The organism is Halobacillus alkaliphilus, assembly GCF_900113125.1.
GTDB classification, from domain to species: Bacteria; Bacillota; Bacilli; order Bacillales; family Halobacillaceae; genus Halobacillus; species Halobacillus alkaliphilus.
In genome coordinates this window covers 21,728-39,116 of the sequence record NZ_FOOG01000017.1, presented here as the reverse complement: position 1 = coordinate 39,116, position 17,389 = coordinate 21,728, and the positions used below count along the sequence as shown (strand labels likewise).

Annotated in this window: 16 protein-coding genes; 5 read left to right on the top strand and 11 right to left on the bottom strand. The window is 44.6% G+C overall.

Going from position 1 to position 17,389, the window contains the following annotated elements:
- Window positions 1-97: 97 nt before the first annotated feature.
- The gene (locus tag BMZ06_RS10785; protein WP_089752049.1) at window positions 98-712 is read left to right on the top strand and encodes a YesL family protein; all 615 of its coding nucleotides are present in this window, start codon (window positions 98-100) and stop codon (window positions 710-712) included.
- Between the two features lie 42 nt (window positions 713-754).
- Here the strand turns inward: BMZ06_RS10785 and BMZ06_RS10780 are convergent, their stop codons facing one another.
- The 3 genes from BMZ06_RS10780 to BMZ06_RS10770 form a co-directional block, all read right to left on the bottom strand.
- The gene (locus BMZ06_RS10780; RefSeq protein ID WP_089752048.1) at window positions 755-1,576 is read right to left on the bottom strand and encodes a carbohydrate ABC transporter permease; all 822 of its coding nucleotides are present in this window, start codon (window positions 1,574-1,576) and stop codon (window positions 755-757) included.
- 14 nt (window positions 1,577-1,590) lie between these two features.
- Window positions 1,591-2,469, bottom strand: a complete 879-nt coding sequence (locus BMZ06_RS10775; protein ID WP_089752047.1) for a carbohydrate ABC transporter permease — start codon at window positions 2,467-2,469, stop codon at window positions 1,591-1,593.
- Window positions 2,470-2,563: 94 nt separating this feature from the next.
- A complete protein-coding gene (locus BMZ06_RS10770; RefSeq protein WP_089752046.1) occupies window positions 2,564-3,862 on the bottom strand; it encodes an extracellular solute-binding protein in 1,299 nt (432 codons plus the stop codon).
- Between the two features lie 150 nt (window positions 3,863-4,012).
- Between BMZ06_RS10770 and BMZ06_RS10765 the strand changes: the two genes are divergently transcribed.
- From BMZ06_RS10765 to BMZ06_RS10750, 4 genes are all read left to right on the top strand, one after another.
- Window positions 4,013-5,215, top strand: a complete 1,203-nt coding sequence (locus tag BMZ06_RS10765; protein ID WP_089752045.1) for an ROK family transcriptional regulator — start codon at window positions 4,013-4,015, stop codon at window positions 5,213-5,215.
- A 23-nt stretch (window positions 5,216-5,238) separates the two neighbouring features.
- Complete coding sequence (locus BMZ06_RS10760; protein WP_089752044.1) at window positions 5,239-6,843, top strand: glycoside hydrolase family 43 protein; 1,605 nt, start codon at window positions 5,239-5,241, stop codon at window positions 6,841-6,843.
- Between the two features lie 676 nt (window positions 6,844-7,519).
- Window positions 7,520-7,741, top strand: coding sequence for a YuzF family protein (locus BMZ06_RS10755; RefSeq protein WP_051005589.1), 222 nt, complete (start codon window positions 7,520-7,522; stop codon window positions 7,739-7,741).
- A 12-nt stretch (window positions 7,742-7,753) separates the two neighbouring features.
- Window positions 7,754-8,644 (top strand): manganese catalase family protein, encoded by an 891-nt coding sequence (locus tag BMZ06_RS10750; RefSeq protein WP_089752043.1) that lies wholly within the window; start codon window positions 7,754-7,756, stop codon window positions 8,642-8,644.
- A 58-nt stretch (window positions 8,645-8,702) separates the two neighbouring features.
- Here BMZ06_RS10750 and BMZ06_RS10745 read toward each other — a convergent pair whose 3' ends face one another.
- From BMZ06_RS10745 to trpE, 8 genes are all read right to left on the bottom strand, one after another.
- Entirely contained in the window at window positions 8,703-10,115 is a 1,413-nt protein-coding gene (locus tag BMZ06_RS10745; protein ID WP_089752042.1) for a sodium:solute symporter family protein, read from the bottom strand.
- A gap of 355 nt (window positions 10,116-10,470) precedes the next feature.
- Entirely contained in the window at window positions 10,471-11,052 is a 582-nt protein-coding gene (locus tag BMZ06_RS10740) for an anthranilate synthase component II (protein WP_089752041.1), read from the bottom strand.
- A 28-nt stretch (window positions 11,053-11,080) separates the two neighbouring features.
- Window positions 11,081-11,881 carry a tryptophan synthase subunit alpha gene (gene trpA, locus BMZ06_RS10735; RefSeq protein WP_089752040.1) on the bottom strand — a complete coding sequence of 267 codons (801 nt, stop codon included), beginning with the start codon at window positions 11,879-11,881 and terminating at the stop codon, window positions 11,081-11,083.
- Window position 11,882: 1 nt separating this feature from the next.
- Entirely contained in the window at window positions 11,883-13,073 is a 1,191-nt protein-coding gene (gene trpB, locus BMZ06_RS10730) for a tryptophan synthase subunit beta (RefSeq protein ID WP_089752079.1), read from the bottom strand.
- A complete protein-coding gene (locus BMZ06_RS10725; protein ID WP_089752039.1) occupies window positions 13,051-13,713 on the bottom strand; it encodes a phosphoribosylanthranilate isomerase in 663 nt (220 codons plus the stop codon). Before BMZ06_RS10725 ends, trpB begins: the two co-directional genes overlap by 23 nt.
- A complete protein-coding gene (gene trpC, locus BMZ06_RS10720) occupies window positions 13,710-14,474 on the bottom strand; it encodes an indole-3-glycerol phosphate synthase TrpC (protein ID WP_089752038.1) in 765 nt (254 codons plus the stop codon). Before trpC ends, BMZ06_RS10725 begins: the two co-directional genes overlap by 4 nt.
- Window positions 14,467-15,489, bottom strand: coding sequence for an anthranilate phosphoribosyltransferase (gene trpD, locus BMZ06_RS10715; protein ID WP_089752037.1), 1,023 nt, complete (start codon window positions 15,487-15,489; stop codon window positions 14,467-14,469). The genes trpC and trpD overlap by 8 nt, the downstream gene beginning before the upstream one ends.
- A complete protein-coding gene (gene trpE / locus BMZ06_RS10710) occupies window positions 15,486-16,994 on the bottom strand; it encodes an anthranilate synthase component I (protein ID WP_089752036.1) in 1,509 nt (502 codons plus the stop codon). The genes trpD and trpE overlap by 4 nt, the downstream gene beginning before the upstream one ends.
- Between the last annotated feature and the right edge of the window lie 395 nt (window positions 16,995-17,389).

Below are 17,389 nucleotides of genomic sequence, written 5' to 3'. Positions count from 1 at the left end.
ATTATTTTTGGTTTTATTCAAACATTTTTCCTTTACGCCACTATTTCTTTTTGTATAATGAGACATATCTCCTAAAACTATTTCCGGAGGGTCTATTATGAATTTATTCAGCGGCGCACTTTACCGAATCATGGTTTGGATTAGCCGGCTTGCCTATCTCCACCTCTTGTGGATTTTGTTTACAGTGGCAGGAGCCGTTGTTTTTGGGCTTTTCCCTTCAACCTCTGCGATGTTTGCCATCGTAAGAGACTGGTTAAACGGGAAAACGGATCGAAATCTTTTTTCTACATTTTGGGTATATTTTAAAGATGAGTTTTGGAAAAGTAATCGCTTAGGTCTAGTCGTGCTGGGGCTGCTTCTACTTATCAGCGTGGATATCTACTATATCCGGACAATATCCGGAGACGTAACCTGGACCTATGTTCCCTTATTTGCTTTCATGTTACTGTTTCTATTATTCTTGTTTTACTTGTTTCCCGTGTTCGTACATTACGACCTCAAGATTCCAGCCATCTTGAAAAATACCTTTCTAATTATGCTGATCAGCCCAGTACAAAGCTTTCTTATTCTGGTGAGTCTGGCTTCACTTATGCTAGTGTTCCGGTCGCTTCCCGCCCTTGCTTTCCTATTCGGCGGAAGCCTTTATACTTTTATCACCATGTGGCTCAGCCTGCATGCTTTTCGCAGGATTGACCGTCAAAAAGCATCTTGATCAGCTTCGGCCTCATCTCACCAGCAGATGGGGCTTTTTTATTTACCCTTTAACGGCACTGGATGAAATGCCCTCTACTACTTTGTTACTGAAGAAAATAAAGGCTAATAGAATCGGCAGAAGACTAATGATCAAGGTAGCTCCAATCGCTCCCCAGTCGGTCATATACTGGCCGATAAAGTTCTGGATTCCTACGGTCAGGGTCTTATACTGGTCAGAACTGATGAAGGTATTCACAAACACAAACTCGTTCCAGTTGTAAATCATGTTGATGATGACAATGGTGGATAATACCGGTGTCGTCATCGGCAGGATAATTCGGAAAAACAGCCGGTGAATCGAGCATCCATCGATGATAGCAGCTTCTTCAATTTCACGCGGTAATGTATAGTAAAACCCTAGAAGAATCATCATAGTAATTGGCAGGTTGTATGCCGTATAGGTGATGACTATGGACCATGGGTTATCTATCAAGTTCACATTTAAAAACATATTGAACAGTGGAATAATGGCGGAATGAATAGGAATCATAAGTCCGACCATAAATAATCCAAGTACTAAACTGCTGAGCTTCCACTGCATTCTTGTGATCGCGAATGTTGCCATACTCGCAAGCAGCGAGGTAAGTATGATCGCAACTACAGTAATCCATATACTGTTAAAGAAATAGGTGCCGATTCCACCCTGCCATACGGTTAAGTAATTTTCCCACTTCCATTCCTGCGGCAGCGCAAATGGTGATCCAGCGAATATCTCACGGTTTCCTTTTAACGAGAATAAGAACAGCCAGACAATCGGCAAAATCTGAAATACAGCTACCAGTCCTAAACATAAATAAAGGAAGATATAGCCGAGGCGATTCATGTGGTAACCTCCTTTTAGTATTGAAGTTCTTCTTTGTCAGCAGTTAATTTACGAACAATGACTGTGACAATGAGTGTAATGACAAGCAGCAAGAAACCAATTGCACTTCCATAGCCGAAGTCATTGGTACTGAAGGCCAATTTATACATATAGGACGCCATAACTTCACTGGCTCCATTCGGTCCGCCTCCGGTCATAACGTAGATCAGATCGAAGTATTTTAATGAGCCTACAATCGCAAGAACGATAGTAACTTTTACAACCCCTGCAATCAGAGGAAGTTTAATCCGGTAGGCAATCTGTAAAGGAGTAGCCCCGTCAATCTTAGCCGCTTCAATAAGCGATTCCGGGATATTTTTTAAAGCTGCATAGTAAATCAAAATGTAAAAACCTGCGTACTGCCATAAAATCGGGATAAAAATTGCATACAGGACAATATCTGGATTCGCAAGCCACGCCGGTGGATTTTCCACTCCTAAGCCCATCAGCATTTTGTTCAATATCCCGTTGGACGGGTTAAAGACTTTGATCCACAATTGGGCAATGGCCACCGATGACAAAAGCATGGGAATTAAATATATTTTTCTTAGTAGATCGGCTCCTTTAATTTTGGATGCCAGAATCATAGATATAGCTAAATACACGATTAAGCTTAATGTTGAGAAAAAAGCTAATAGAAATGAATGAAACGCACTATCCCAGAATTTCATATCCTGAACCGCATTTATATAATTTTCCATTCCGATAAATTCCATCTCGCCAATGCCGTTCCAATCCATCAGCCCATAATAGGCCGATAACCCTAACGGTATAAAAATAAGGATCCCGACAAGGATTAAGGCTGGCAATACATAGAAGGCGATCATCCATTTGTTGGACATTACTTTATTCACTGACATTACCTCCTCCCCTGGTGGGGTAGAAAAGGAGTTCCGAGAGACGGCATCTCCTTTTCTAAATTAACTAGTCATCTTGTTATCTATCTTTCTATTCTTCGCTTGTCATAGCTTCCTGGTGAGCTTCGGCGAATTCTTCTGGGGTGATTTCACCGCCGAATAAAGCTTGAATTTGATTTAGGTGAACTTCTGCTGCATCGGGGCTCATTTGTACGTCTGCAAACAAGGTGATGTTGCTGGCATTATTTAAGTCATTCAAGACATCGACGTACATTTGCGGAAGATCCATAGATTCGGCGTCTACTTTAGTGGCCGGAATTACCCCTGCATCTTGCACCGATCTTTCACCCCATTGCTCTACAAAGAATGAAACAAAATCTTTCGCTTCTGCTTTTACATCAGAATTTTCAGCTACAAACAAACCAACACCAGGACCACCTACAAAGCTGCTTTGATCCCCCTGACCATTAACCGTAGGGAATTTGAAGTATCCGACAGAGTCTCTAAACTCCTGCGGAACATCTTCATTCGTTGTATAGTTTGGCAGATCCCACGTGCCGATCATGTACATCGCTGCCTGGCCGCTCATAAACATACTTTTTGCTTCTTGATCCGAAAGACCGTTAAAACCGGCATTAAAGGCATTCATATCAGTTAGTTCTTGAATTTTAGCAGCTGCTTCTACAAACGCAGGGTCTTCAAAGGAACCGCTTCCATTAATAGCTTCCGATAATGCTTCTGGTCCGCCGATGCGGTCAGCCATGTACATATACCATAGAGAACCAGTCCAGCGGTCTTTGTTACCTAATGCAATTGGATCGACTCCATTCTCTTCTAGTGTCGCAACTACTTGTTTAAACTCTTCATATGTTTGCGGGACTTCTAATCCGTTTTCTTCAAAAATGGACTCATTGTAATAGATGGGAGCAACGTTCAACTCAAGAGGCAGACCATACGTCGTGTCCTCAATTGCATAGGCCTCTGTTGTTCCTGACACAAAGGAATCCTGCAGTCCGCTCTCTAAAACGTCATTTAACGAAGCAAACTTATTCCCTTCCACATAAGGTTCCAGATATCCGGCTGCCCACGTCATCCCTACATCCGGTAATTCATTAGATGTGGATAGAACTTTCATCTTATCCTTGTACTGTTCATTACTCAACACTTCAACTTCGACGTTTACACCTTCATTATTACTCTCAAAATCAGCCACAATGTCTTCTATAATTTTGTGGTGCTGAGCCGAACTACCTTCAGGCCATAAGTGCATAAATTCAATTGTTTTCCCGTCCTGACTGGCACTTCCCTCATCCGCTCCGCCGCTGCAGCCAACAAGAACCAAAACGAACGATGTAATTACTAAAAATAATGTAACCGCTTTCTTTTTCATCTAAATTTTGCCCCCTATAAATTCAGAATTTTTACATCCTTTTCGAATGTTAATTCCAATGTACCAGACGAAACTTAGTTTGTCTAGTGGATAAACAATGTTGTTCGTGCTATAATTGGGGAAACTTTTTAAGAAGTGGATGGATGCGAAATGAAAAAGTTAAACACTTGGAATCAGTACACCATTAAGAACGGAAACAAATCATTAGTATTAGAAACCATCATGAATTATGCTCCTATATCCAGAGCTGAAATTGCTAATAATACCGGCCTGAATAAAGGTACAGTCTCCTCACAGGTAAGTGAATTGTTAAATGAAGATTTAATATACGAAAAAGGACCGGGAGAATCAAGCGGAGGCAGACGCCCGGTTATGCTTTTATTCAATCAGCACGCGGGATACTGTATCGGTATGGATATCGGAGTCAATTATCTTCTTGGGATCCTGACAGACCTGGAAGGAAATATTGTGGAAAAGACCTCGATGAATTTCCATCAGCTTTCCTATGAGTATATCAATGAGGAACTTTGTAAAATTATTGATCATTTAACAGCTGCCGCTCCCCCTAGCCCCTATGGAATAGTGGGAATCGGAATCGGCGTCCCGGGTGCCGTTAATAAAGACGGCAAGGTTCTGCTTGCCCCGAACCTTGGCTGGCAGAACGTGGAGCTTAAGCAGCCGCTTGAAGAAAAGTACGAGTGCCCAGTAGTCATTGAGAATGAGGCTAACGCGGGAGCCTATGGAGAGAAAAAATTCGGAGCTGGCAAAGACGGTAAGGACATCATCTACGTTAGCGTCGGCGTAGGGATCGGCGTCGGACTTGTACTCAATGGTAAATTGTACAGAGGCAATAACGGCTTTTCCGGGGAGATGGGTCACATGACCATCGAAGTGAATGGTGATAAATGCCGCTGTGGCAATAACGGCTGCTGGGAATTATATGCTTCCGAACAGGCCCTGATCGCCTACGGGAAGAAGCTTGGCTTTTCTGACGATCAGGATACTTTAGCAGAAATGATTGAGCTGGCAAACAAGGGGGACATGGATCCGATTCAGTCCTTCCGTACGATTGGAGCTTATCTTGGAGTCGGTATTACCAATATCATCAACTCTTTCAACCCGGAAAAAGTAATTATTGGAAACCGTCTCGTTGCAGCCAAGCAATGGATTGAACAGCCGCTTCTCGAAAAAACCAAAAATAACGCTCTATGGTTCCAGAAGGATGATTTAAATGTAAGCTTTTCCGAATTACACACCCATGCCACGGCACTTGGAGTGGCTGCCTTTACCTTTGAGAATTTCCTTAAAGTCGATATTCACCACGCTCCTGCCTATAAGCTGATGAATAAATAATTTTCTATAGAGGTGATGTTACTATGGCAACTATTCAAAACCCGATCTTAACTGGATTTAACCCCGATCCGAGCATCTGCCGGGCCGGCGATGACTATTATATCGCTGTCTCCACCTTCGAGTGGTTCCCCGGAGTTGGGATTTACCACTCAAAGGATTTAAAAAACTGGCGGCTTATTTCACGTCCATTAAATCGCTTGAATCAGTTGAATATGAAAGGCAATCCAGATTCAGGTGGTATATGGGCCCCTGCTCTCTCCTATGAGGACGGGCAATTCTGGCTCATCTATACCGATGTAAAAGTAGTGGATGGTCAGTGGAAGGATTGTCACAACTATCTAGCCACCTGCGATTCGATCGACGGGGAATGGTCCGATCCTATCCATTTGAACAGTTCAGGCTTTGACCCTTCCCTGTTCCACGATGATGACGGGAAAAAATACTTAGTTAACATGGTGTGGGATCACCGCATCAGAAACCATAACTTTTATGGAATTGTGCTCCAGGAATATGACCACGGCGAACAGAAGCTTATTGGAGAGCCACAGATTATCTTTAAAGGAACCGATGTTAAGCTAACGGAAGCTCCTCACCTGTACAAGCTGAATGGTTATTATTATTTACTGACAGCTGAAGGCGGTACGAAATTCGAACACCAGGCGACGATCGCCCGTTCAGAACATCTGGAAGGCCCTTATGAAGTGCATCCTGACAATCCACTGATCACGACGTGGCCGTATCCAAGAAATCCACTTCAAAAGGCTGGGCACGCATCGTTAGTGAAAACGCATACAAATGAATGGTTCCTTGTCCACTTGACTGGTCGTCCGCTAACACCGGAAAACAAACCACTGCTTCAGCCGCGTGGCTATTGCCCCCTCGGCAGAGAGACGGCCATTCAGCGCCTGGAATGGAAAAACGACTGGCCATATGTAGTAGGTGGAAACCAGCCCTCTGTCTCCATTGAAGGACCATCCATTGACGAACATCCATGGGAACAGGATTACGAAGAAAAAGATGATTTTAATCACAAGGAATTGAATCATCACTTTCAGTCGCTCCGCATTCCTCTAGGGCAGGATACACTTACTCTAGAAGAAAACCCAGGTCATCTGCGTTTGTACGGTAAAGAATCGCTTACTTCCCAGTTTACTCAAGCTTATGTCGCCCGGCGCTGGCAGCACTTCCAGTTTACAGCGGAAACCAAAGTTGATTTCGCACCTGAATCCTTTCAGCAAGCAGCAGGACTTGTAAATTATTACAACACCAGGAACTGGACCGCCCTGCAAATAACCTGGGATGAGGAAAAAGGAAAAGTCCTCGATGTAACTACATGCGATAATTTTACATTTGATCAGCCTTTGAAGGAGGCGATTTCCATTCCTGAGCCCGCTGATTCCATTTACCTAAGATCTGAAGTAAAAGAGAACTTTTACTATTACTCCTATTCCTTTGATGGCGAGGAATGGCAGGAGGTTCCCCTGACCTTTGAATCTTATAAACTATCAGATGATTATGTGGACGGGGGAGGTTTCTTTACGGGAGCTTTTGTAGGCATGCAGTGCCAGGATTTATCCGGCCGCAGCAAGCCTGCTGATTTCGATTATTTTATTTATAAGCGCCATTAAAAGTTAGCGTTGACTTTCTCAAACGGAGTCTCAATTATCGGGCCAAATTGTTGTAGACTCCGTTTCGAGATATTGTATAGATAAGAGACTCCAGTGAACGGCTCGCCTCTTTGCGATCACGGAGAGCTCGAAATCCTATACTAAATGCCTTCATATGAGGAAAGATAACCTATGTGATCAACGCTAAATACCGAGTCTTTACAGGGGATAAACGCCGCTATAGAAGTATTTAAGCCGATTTAAGGTTCCCACTTTTTCTACTGGCAGGGTCCGTTCGCAGAATTATAGTGGGGTTGGTGGGGAAATGGCTCCTTCTCCCATGGGAGAAGGAGCTAGGTGAGATCCCGCAGAGAGTGAAACGAGCGAGGAAGCTCACCGTTCCCCCATAGGAAAGCGAGTTATTTCCCCACCAGCCCTTATCCATCTAACGTAACGGGCCCATTTATCTCGAAACTGAGTCTTCAACAAACGGGAGCTTATATGTAAAACCAACCATGATATTTATCAGGGCCTACTAATACGAAGAAGTAAAGGTACCTTAGCAGCTTATCCACATGGATAAGCTGCTTTTCTTATGAATGACTATCCCTTATGTACAATTTCTTAAACAGGAACTATTATTTGTCCCCCCTCTTACATATACATCAATGAGACTACCTGTGAAGGAGATGAACCAATGAATTCCCAGAACGTGTCGATGAACTCAGCGATCGATCCGTATGTATACCAGACACTAATGTCCATCCAGGGGAGACCGGTCGTTGTGCAGACGACTCAGGGTTCTGTGAGGGGAATGCTGAAAACAGTAATGCCGGACCATATCGTGGTTGAAGTAAGTGGAACGCCTTTTTTCATTCGAACGCAACAGATTGTCTGGGTCTTCCCTGATCAAAGATAAAAGGAGGATGCTATGTTTAAGCGCATCAATCGTATGCAGATTGCTCTGACGATTCCTGAGCATGGAGACGCTAATGCGGCCGCTGCCGTACAGGAATTGCTTGGCGGCAAATTCGGAGAAATGTCCACATTGAACAATTACATGTATCAGTCCTTCGGTTTTCGTAACAAAAAGAAGTTCAAACCCTTTTATGATCTGGTGGCAAGCATTACCGCGGAAGAATTCGGTCACGTAGAACTCGTAAACAATTCCATTAATCTATTAACCCGCGGCATCACGTTTACAGGAGATCCGGATATTGCACCTTTGCAGAATGGGCTTAATAAACGCAATACCTATCAGTTTATTGCAACGGCCCAAACGGCTCTTCCAGGTGATTCGATGGGTAGAGCCTGGACAGGAGACAACGTCTTTAACAGCGGCAACCTGGTCTTAGATTTACTGCATAATTTTTTCTTGGAGCTTGGGGCCCGCACACATAAGATGCGTGTATATGAGATGACCGATCATCCAACGGCCCGTGAGATGATTGGATACTTATTAGTCCGGGGCGGCACCCATGCGCTCGCTTATGCGAAAGCACTGGAGATCGCCACTGGTGTTGATGTAAAAAAAATGCTTCCTGTGCCCGATTTGGATAACTCCAAGTTTGACTACGCCCGCCCGTTTATCGAACAGGGACTGGATAATATTCTCTATACGTGGAGCGATACAGATTATCAGGATATTAATCAGATCTGGAAAGGAACCAACCCGGAAAGTGGAGCTCCGTTACAGGTGATTCAAGGAACACCTAAAGGCGCCCCCATCCCTGACCTTGATGATTTGCCGGAAGAGTTCGCGCCGGGAATTGACCGGGACGATTATGAACGGATCGCTAAGAAGCTAATGGAAAACTTATGAATCTATATTCTATAAAAAAAGAAGCTCTTTCATTGAGTGAAAGAGCTTCTTTCCAATATTAAGCATTAGAGGTTACGCTGCGTGTTTGATAGTTGTTCGTCGTAAGTAGAGTCGCTACAATCAGCACAATGACAGCTACTGGAACAGCCACGACTACACTATTGACGTCAAACGGTTTCTGCAGAATGATTTCCCAAGTAAGAGTGGCTACAACTCCCGCCACCATTGAGGATACTCCTCCTACTGCGTTCACACGCTTCCAGAAGAAGACAGCCAGGACAGCAGGCGTCAGTCCTGCTCCGTACACCGTATACGCATACATCTGAACGCTCAGCACAGTTGGGAAGTAACTGATGAGCAGGTAAGAGAAAATCCCAAGGGCTGCGATAAAGATACGGGTCATAGATAACAGCTTTTTATCCGATGCATCCTTATTTACGTATTTTCCATAGAGATCATACGTTAAGTTAGTAGCTGCAGACAAAAGATAAGAGTTTCCTGTTGTGATGATAAAGGACGCTGCGGCAGCAAGTAGAATTCCGCCAATGGCCATTGGCATCGCTACCGTGGTAGCCATCAGTGCCATACCCGGATCAATATTTGGGAATAAAGAGCGGGATGCGAAGGCAATCAGTGAAATGGATGGTGAAATAACAAGCATCGCAAGCAACCAGCCAAGCTGTGCGCGTTTAGCTGATTTGTCCCCTTTGGAGGATGCCAGACGCTGGTACATATTCTGATCCCCTAATAATAAGAATAGGGATGGCAGTAAATACCCGATCATTTGGATGGATGTTAACCCGCCAGTAGAACTCATATGAGATTCAGGAACATTAGCAACTACTTCACTCCAGCCGCCTGCGACAGCAATGATCGTCGGTACCGTTATGATCAGTCCTCCGACCATGAGGAAACCACTGATCGCATCTGTCTGGGAGACCGAACGAAGACCTCCGATCATGGCTAAAAAGATAATCATAGCTGCACCAATTATGGTACCGGTCTGCACACTCATTCCTGTAGTTAAATTAAGTATGAAGCCAAAGCCTTTCATCTGATAAGAAACGATACCTACATAAGCAAGAATGATAATGACACTCGCAATGTTACGGGACGTACGCCCGTATTTTGCTTCCAGAATTCCTGATACCGTGAACTTTCCATAGGCTCGAATTTTGGGAGCAATGACATAAAGAATAATAATACCGACTAACGTTGGGAGCATCATCATCAAAGATGGAAGAATGCCATAACTGAAGGCCATGGACGTTTCTCCACCAGAAATACTACCACTGCCTGTCCAGGTGGCAAGCAGGGTTCCCATTAATACAAACGGCCCTAGACTCTTCCCTGCCAGAACGAAATCTTCACTTCCAGCTACTTTTTTAGACATAACTATACCGATACCGACCATGATCAGGCCATATATAACAATAAACCAAAGTAAATTCGGATTTTGCTGTAATTCCATAACTACTCAATCATCTCCTGGTGTATTAGTTGCTGGTTCTTTAATGAGTCGTCTTTCTGCATCGGCCGATGAATGAAGCGCTCTCTGAACACAACGCTATTCAATTTATCACACTTTAAAAGATTGTGAAAATAGCGATTTCATATGGCTTTAGAGCCATTTTAAGCCATTTTTTACAGATGGTATATTTTCACAATCTCCTGTGAAAGCGGTAACGCCAAAGGATGAAAAAATTGCTCGATTTTTAAGAAATTTCTAATTAATAGTAAGAATACAAAAGAAAATTCTTTCGAAAAATGATTCAATAGTACTAAAAAAAGAAGCGGACATCTATGATTCAGATATCCGCTTCTTTTTAGATCAGCGCTTTAATACGATTTTCAAGTAGATTTTTCAATAGCTGCTTGCCGTCATTGGTACCAATCGATTCAGGGTGAAATTGGACCCCTTCAATAGGGTATTCTAAATGACGAAGACCCATGATTTCACCTTCGATCGTAGTAGCTGTTATTTCCAGACATTCAGGAAGGTCTTCACCATTCACAATGAGGGAATGGTAACGCATGACTTCCATAGGATTGTTCAGCCCTTCATAAATGCCCCGGCCGCCATGAAAAATCGTGGAAGCTTTTCCGTGCATAAGTTTTTCCGCACGTACAACCTGTCCACCAAATACCTGGGCGATGGACTGATGGCCGAGACATACGCCAAAGATGGGGGTGCGTCCTTTAAAGTAATCGATCACTTCAAGGGTTTGACCCGTTTCATCCGGGGAGCATGGCCCCGGTGACAGAAAAATCAAGTCTGGCTCTACTGCTTCTATCTCTGCTATATCGATTTCATCATTACGCCTGACTAGAACCTCTTCCCCGAGCTCTCCTAAATACTGGACCAGGTTGTAGGTAAACGAATCATAATGATCAATCATGTAAATCACTCAGCTCCACTCCTCTCTGATGCTTTGCTTATTTAACAAGTTCAGCAATGCTGTTTGAAAAGCTCTTCAAGGCTCCACTTTTCTCGCCGCTGTTTATTTTATCAAGCTCGTTTTCTATTAAACGGATGATTTTACTGCCAATAATGACGCCGTCGGCATGTTCGCGTACAATTTTTACATCCTCATTGGTAGAAACGCCAAAGCCTACTGCGACAGGAACAGGACTGTATTCTTTCACTTTTTTTATAAAAGCCAGCGATTCTCCTGTCATCTTGTTTTCTCCGCCCGTTACACCAAGCGTGGACACACAGTATAAAAAGCCTTTCGCGTTTTCCGCAATCTGCTTGATACGCTGCTCAGAGTTTGGAGCTACCAGAGAGATAAATTCAATGTCTTTGGATTCTGCCTGGCCACGAATCTCTTCACTTTCTTCAAAAGGAAGGTCTGGAATGAGCACGCCTTCGACTCCATTTTCTTCTAGTAATTCGAAAAACTGATCATGACCAAGTCTTAAGACTGGATTGTAATAGGTGAAGATAACGACCGGAATGGTAAGACCGTGCTTCCGCAGCTGCGGCACGAGTTCAATCGCCTTTCTAAGCGACATTCCTGCGTCAAGGGCTCGTCTCGCCGCCAGCTGGATCGTTGGCCCGTCTGCAAGTGGATCGGAGTAAGGTACACCGAGTTCCAGTACGTCGGCTCCCTGCTGCTGAAGACGAAGTGCGAACGCGATCGTCATGGACGGAGTGGGGTCACCCGCTACGAGAAAAGGGATGAACAGGTCCTCCGTTTTTTCTAACTTACCTTGAAACGATGTCTTCGTCAGCATACTAAACCTCCTCCTCGAAATGTTCCATCAGCGTCGCCATGTCTTTATCTCCGCGTCCGGACAGGTTAATTAAAATGGTTTCATCTTTAGACATACTGCCGGCTTCCTTGAAAGCCTGAGCAAGCGCATGAGCGGTTTCAATTGCCGGGATAATTCCTTCACGTTCCGTTAATAGGCGAAGAGCATCTAATGCTTCTTTGTCCGTAATAGATTCATAGCGTACTCTTTTCGTCTGGAACAAGTGAGCGTGTTCAGGGCCAATGCCCGGGTAATCAAGACCAGCAGAAATGGAGTATGGTTCCGTAATCTGTCCATTATCGTCCTGCATTAAATACGTCAGGGAACCATGGATAACACCAGGTGCCCCCTTGGTAAGCGTAGCAGCATGTTCTGGGGTGTCAATTCCACGACCGGCAGCTTCCACTCCGATCAGTTCCGCGTCATCTTCAAGGAACGGATAGAACATTCCCATTGCATTACTTCCTCCGCCTACACAGGCGTAGATGCGGTTTGGCAGCTCTTGTTCTACTTCAAGGAACTGTTTCTTCGACTCGTCCCCGATGACACGCTGGAAATCGCGGACCATACGTGGATAAGGGTGAGGACCGACAACAGAACCAATTAGGTAAAAGTGGTCTTCGCAATTGGCGACCCAGTAGCGGATCGCTTCATTCGTTGCGTCCTTCAGTGTTCCGTTACCGCTTGATACGGAAACAACTTCCGCTCCAAGAAGCTTCATGCGGAATACATTCAATTCCTGACGGCGAATGTCTTCTTCGCCCATGAACACTTTACACTTCAGACCAAACTTAGCAGCTACAGTTGCTGACGCCACACCATGCTGGCCGGCACCTGTTTCGGCAATGATTTTTTCTTTGCCCATTCGTTTGGCAAGTAAGGCCTGGCCAATCGCATTGTTCAATTTATGCGCTCCAGTATGGTTTAAATCTTCACGCTTCAGATAAATCTTGGCTCCGCCCAGATAGTCACTGATTTTATCCGCATACGTGAGAGCTGTAGGACGCCCTGCATATTCTTCAAGTACATGATGATATTCGTCATGAAAAGCCTGATCCTCCATAGCTTGGTCAAGGGCATCTTCCAGTTCCTGAAGAGGTCCCATTAATGTCTCAGGTACATATTTGCCTCCAAAGTCACCGAATCTGCCTTTAACGTCTGGAAATACTTGCAACATTCCGCTCCACCTCTTTCGTAATCGCTTGTATTTTACTAAGATCTTTTTGTTCATCTTTCTCGATGCCGCTTGATATGTCGATTCCTTCCGGACGGTAGGCGATTAATTCTCCCACGTTTTCCGGTGTAACTCCTCCGGCAATCAGGCAGGGAACTCCCTGCTCAAAAGCTATATCGCGATATTCCGGGATCGCTTCCCAGTCAAATCGGACACCTGTACCGCCTGAGACTCCCTTCACCTTGGAGTCAATCAAATAGCCGTCCGCTACACCCTGGAACACTTCCATTTGATTTTTTCCATTTTGCTGGTGATGAATGACCTTCCATACAGGAAGACCGAATGATTCTTTTATTTTTAACAAATCAGAGACCTTTTCGTTTCCATGCAGCTGAATAACATCCAGTGGAACAAAATGAAGAACTTCCTCTATTTCTTCAATGCTTGGATCGATGAACACCCCGACAAGCTTCTGCTTCGGACGTATCTGTCTCACCCAGCGGCCTGCCAATTCAGGGCGTACGTATCGTTTCGTTTTTCTAACAAAAATGAAACCCACGTGTGTGGCACTGGAGGAGGTGGTTTTCGTTAAATCTGATAAGGAGCGGTTGCCGCAGAACTTAATGATAGGCTCCTTCATAACACATTGACTCCAGTCATTAGGTCATGAACACCTTTCTTAATGTCGGCCTGTTTCATAAGTGATTCTCCGACAAGTACTCCTTCAGCTCCGTAGCCGACTACTTCGCGTAAGTCTTCATTTGTAAAAATTCCGCTTTCAGAAACAAGAAGGGATTCTTTAGGAGCAAGCTCCGCCATTCTTTTCGTCTGGGAAAGTTTCGTTTCAAAGGTGTGAAGATTACGGTTGTTCACCCCAAGGATTTCAGGTGTAAATTCCTTCAGCACCTTTTCCAGTGTTTCTTCACTGTGAACTTCCACCAAGGCTTCCAACCCCAGATCTTGAGCCTGCAAGTAAAGTTCGTGAAGCTTTTCTGCTTCCAATGCTTCGCCGATCAACAGTACGGCGTCCGCTCCAATATAAGCACTCTCAGCGATTTGCATAGAATCAATAATAAAGTCTTTTCGTAAAACGGGAACATCTACCACTTTTTTGATATCCGTCAAAAAGTCTCGATGACCCTGGAAAAAGTGTTGATCTGTTAATACAGAAATCGCCTGAACCCCGGCCTGGTTGTATTCATATCCGATCCGTACAGGATTGAAATCTTCGCGGATAATTCCTTTAGAAGGTGAGGCCTTTTTCACCTCTGCAATCAGTCCTGCTAAGTGGGGAGAATTTTTCAAAGATTCCTTTAGTGAATAGTTTGTAAATGACTGTTCTTCCGGTAAGAAGAGGCGTTCTACCTCTTGTCGTTTCACAGCTAGAATGGTCTCAAGCATACTGGCGGTCCTCCCTTTCCACTGCTACAGATTCAAAGTAACGACGGGTCACCCCTGTCTGGATGGCCTCTTGAACTTGCTTAACTCCATCACGAAGGTCTTCGGCTTTTCCTGCTACGTAAAGGCCGGCTGCTGCATTCATGGTCACGATTGTCGTTGCGCTTTCGTTCGCTTTACCGAGCATAACCGCCTCAATCATTGCTGCGCTTTGTTCTGTTTTTTCTATTTGTATATCTTCGAGTTTCCCTCTGGTAAGACCGAGGTCTTCCGGTGAAATCGTTGTACGGCTGATAGTTCCATCTTTCAGTTCCACCAGGTCGGTAATCCCGGTTATGGTTATTTCATCTAAGCCATCACGGCCTGTTGCTAACAATACGTGTTTCGAACCAAGATTGTGCAGCGCTTCAGCCATCTTCTCTGCGTAGGCCGTATCATAAATACCTATTAGCTGACGGCGTGCATTCGCCGGATTGGACATCGGTCCAAGCAGATTGAAAACGGTACGGAAACCAAGTTCCTTCCGTGCAGGACCTGCGTGCTTCATCGCCTGATGATATAGAGGAGCGAACATGAACGTCATCCCTTTTTCCTGAAGAGCTTTAGCGCCCTCTTCGGGAGTGGTATCGATCGGAATACCGAGTGTTTCGAGCACATCGGCGCTTCCACTTCTGGAGGAAACTTTACGATTGCCGTGTTTTGCGACCTTCACACCCATGCTGGCAAGGATAATAGAAACAGCGGTAGAAATATTAAACGTAGAAGCTCCATCTCCTCCTGTACCGCACGTGTCTACAACTGAATCATCCTGAACATCAAGCTTTGTCATGTTCTCCCGCATCGCCTGGACGAAGCCAGTCATCTCATCGACCGTTTCTCCGCGGTAGCTCATCACGCTCAGCATGCTCATCAGCTGACCTGTAGTCGCTTCTCCCTTCATAATGGCGTCCATAGTAGCAAAAGCTTCCTTCTCGGATAAAGTTTCTCCGGATACTACTCGTTTTAAGATATCGTTCATTTGTACTCCACTCCTTCTCTGCTCGTCTCGAATACTTGCTCAGCTATTTGAATCGTTCTCTTAAGGGCACTTGCTTTACTTAACGTTTCCTGAAATTCCGTCTCTGGATCTGAGTCGGCAACGATCCCGGCGCCTGCCTGAATATAGAGATCTTTTCCGACCAGCGTCATCGTCCGAATCGTAATGCAGGAATCGATATTGCCATCGAAACCAAAATACAAGATTCCGCCGCCGTATAAGTTACGAGGAGTGGGCTCCAATTCCCTAAGAATCTGCATCGCCCGCACTTTAGGGGCTCCGGATAACGTTCCAGCAGGGAAGGCTGAACTTACGGCATCAATGGGTGAAATGTCTGATCTCAGTTGCCCTACGACTTTACTGATGATGTGCATAACTTTTGAAAATCGCCCGATGGTCATATATTCGGTTACATCCACCGAACCAAATTCAGCTACCCGTCCGATATCGTTGCGGGCAAGATCAACCAGCATGCGGTGTTCCGCTAATTCTTTTTCATCTGCTAAAAGTTCTTCAGCGAGAGCGTCATCTTCTTCCTGAGTGACTCCACGCTTTCTCGTTCCTGCGATCGGGTGAATTTCAAGTTTCCCTTCCTGCACTTCCAGTAAACGCTCAGGAGAACTTCCGATTACTTCTACATCATTAAATTTCAAAAAGAACATGTAAGGCGAAGGGTTAACGTTTCTTAATACGCGGTACAATTCAAAGCCGCTCCGCTCTGTGACGGTGTGAAATCGCTGGGATAATACAGCTTGGAAGATATCACCGGCACGAATGTATTCTTTAATTTTCTCTACATCGCTCTTGAATTTATCAGGATGGTAATTGCTGCCGAGTTCAACACCTGCATTTTCTTCCAAGTCACCGGCAAGCATTAAATCCGGCAGTCCCTGGTGGTTCATTAGTCGCTGTTGCACTTTTTTAATCCGCTGTCTGGATTGTTCATATATAGTAGAAGAAACCGATTCGTTATCGACTCTTGCATACGTTAAAATGGTTACTTCTTTGGTTTTGTGATGATACGCAATAAGCGTCTGGCAAAATAATAAATGGTAATTAGATAAGTTCAATTCGTCCTGGATGGCACGAGGTACTGGCTCATAGTCGGAAATCGCATCATAACTGATGTATCCGACTCCCCCTCCTTTAAAAGGAAGTGGTACATCGGCCGGTTTTACATTCAGGGTGTTTACCACATGGTTAAACGCTTCTTTAAAAGTAGCCGCCGATTCTTTGGTCTTTTTTTGAAAATCAGAGATCACAAAAGCAGCCTCGTCTTCTTTTATTTCCATCATCGGATCTAAGCCAATGAAGGAATAATTAGACCAGGGTGATTCAGGATCCTGACTTTCCAGCATATAAACAGCTTCATCATTAAGCGCATGAAACATGTGGATAGGGGTTAACGTATCTGTGAAAAAAGATTGGCTTACGGGAATGGTCTGATGCTCGCGGGCATCCTGGATAAATCTTTCGTACGTGGTCATGGGCTCACCTCTCCATATAAATTTATGGAGAATGAGACGTTGAGAGGATAAATATAAGAGGATGATAAATATACTTCTATAACGGCCAGGCAATCTTCCAGCTCCTTCGTCTGTTGATCCCTGTGCTCACTCAGCTATGCTCATCCTAGAAACCTCAACTCTACGGCTCTCATTCTCATCTCAACTATGCTATATTCTGATCACTTTTAAATAGTCTATAAAATTCAGACAATAATGTCAACCACCGGCGCTTGGCTGAGTATTCAACCCTCGTAAAGGAGCGTTACATACGCTGCCTTGGCTTACGAGGAAGTCCTCTGGGGGAAGATTCTGCTTTTGAACACTTTCCGTGTCCCTGCACGACGCAGCTCCTGTGGAAAGGGAGTTATTTTTCC

Coding starts and splice junctions, on each gene's coding strand:
- BMZ06_RS10785 (WP_089752049.1), top strand. CDS start 98: ATGAATTTATTCAGCGGCGCACTTTACCGAATCATGGTTTGGATTAGC.
- BMZ06_RS10780 (WP_089752048.1), bottom strand. CDS start 1,576: ATGAATCGCCTCGGCTATATCTTCCTTTATTTATGTTTAGGACTGGTA.
- BMZ06_RS10770 (WP_089752046.1), bottom strand. CDS start 3,862: ATGAAAAAGAAAGCGGTTACATTATTTTTAGTAATTACATCGTTCGTT.
- BMZ06_RS10765 (WP_089752045.1), top strand. CDS start 4,013: ATGAAAAAGTTAAACACTTGGAATCAGTACACCATTAAGAACGGAAAC.
- BMZ06_RS10760 (WP_089752044.1), top strand. CDS start 5,239: ATGGCAACTATTCAAAACCCGATCTTAACTGGATTTAACCCCGATCCG.
- BMZ06_RS10755 (WP_051005589.1), top strand. CDS start 7,520: ATGAATTCCCAGAACGTGTCGATGAACTCAGCGATCGATCCGTATGTA.
- BMZ06_RS10750 (WP_089752043.1), top strand. CDS start 7,754: ATGTTTAAGCGCATCAATCGTATGCAGATTGCTCTGACGATTCCTGAG.
- BMZ06_RS10745 (WP_089752042.1), bottom strand. CDS start 10,115: ATGGAATTACAGCAAAATCCGAATTTACTTTGGTTTATTGTTATATAT.
- trpA (WP_089752040.1), bottom strand. CDS start 11,881: ATGCTGACGAAGACATCGTTTCAAGGTAAGTTAGAAAAAACGGAGGAC.
- BMZ06_RS10725 (WP_089752039.1), bottom strand. CDS start 13,713: ATGAAGGAGCCTATCATTAAGTTCTGCGGCAACCGCTCCTTATCAGAT.
- trpC (WP_089752038.1), bottom strand. CDS start 14,474: ATGCTTGAGACCATTCTAGCTGTGAAACGACAAGAGGTAGAACGCCTC.
- trpD (WP_089752037.1), bottom strand. CDS start 15,489: ATGAACGATATCTTAAAACGAGTAGTATCCGGAGAAACTTTATCCGAG.
- trpE (WP_089752036.1), bottom strand. CDS start 16,994: ATGACCACGTACGAAAGATTTATCCAGGATGCCCGCGAGCATCAGACC.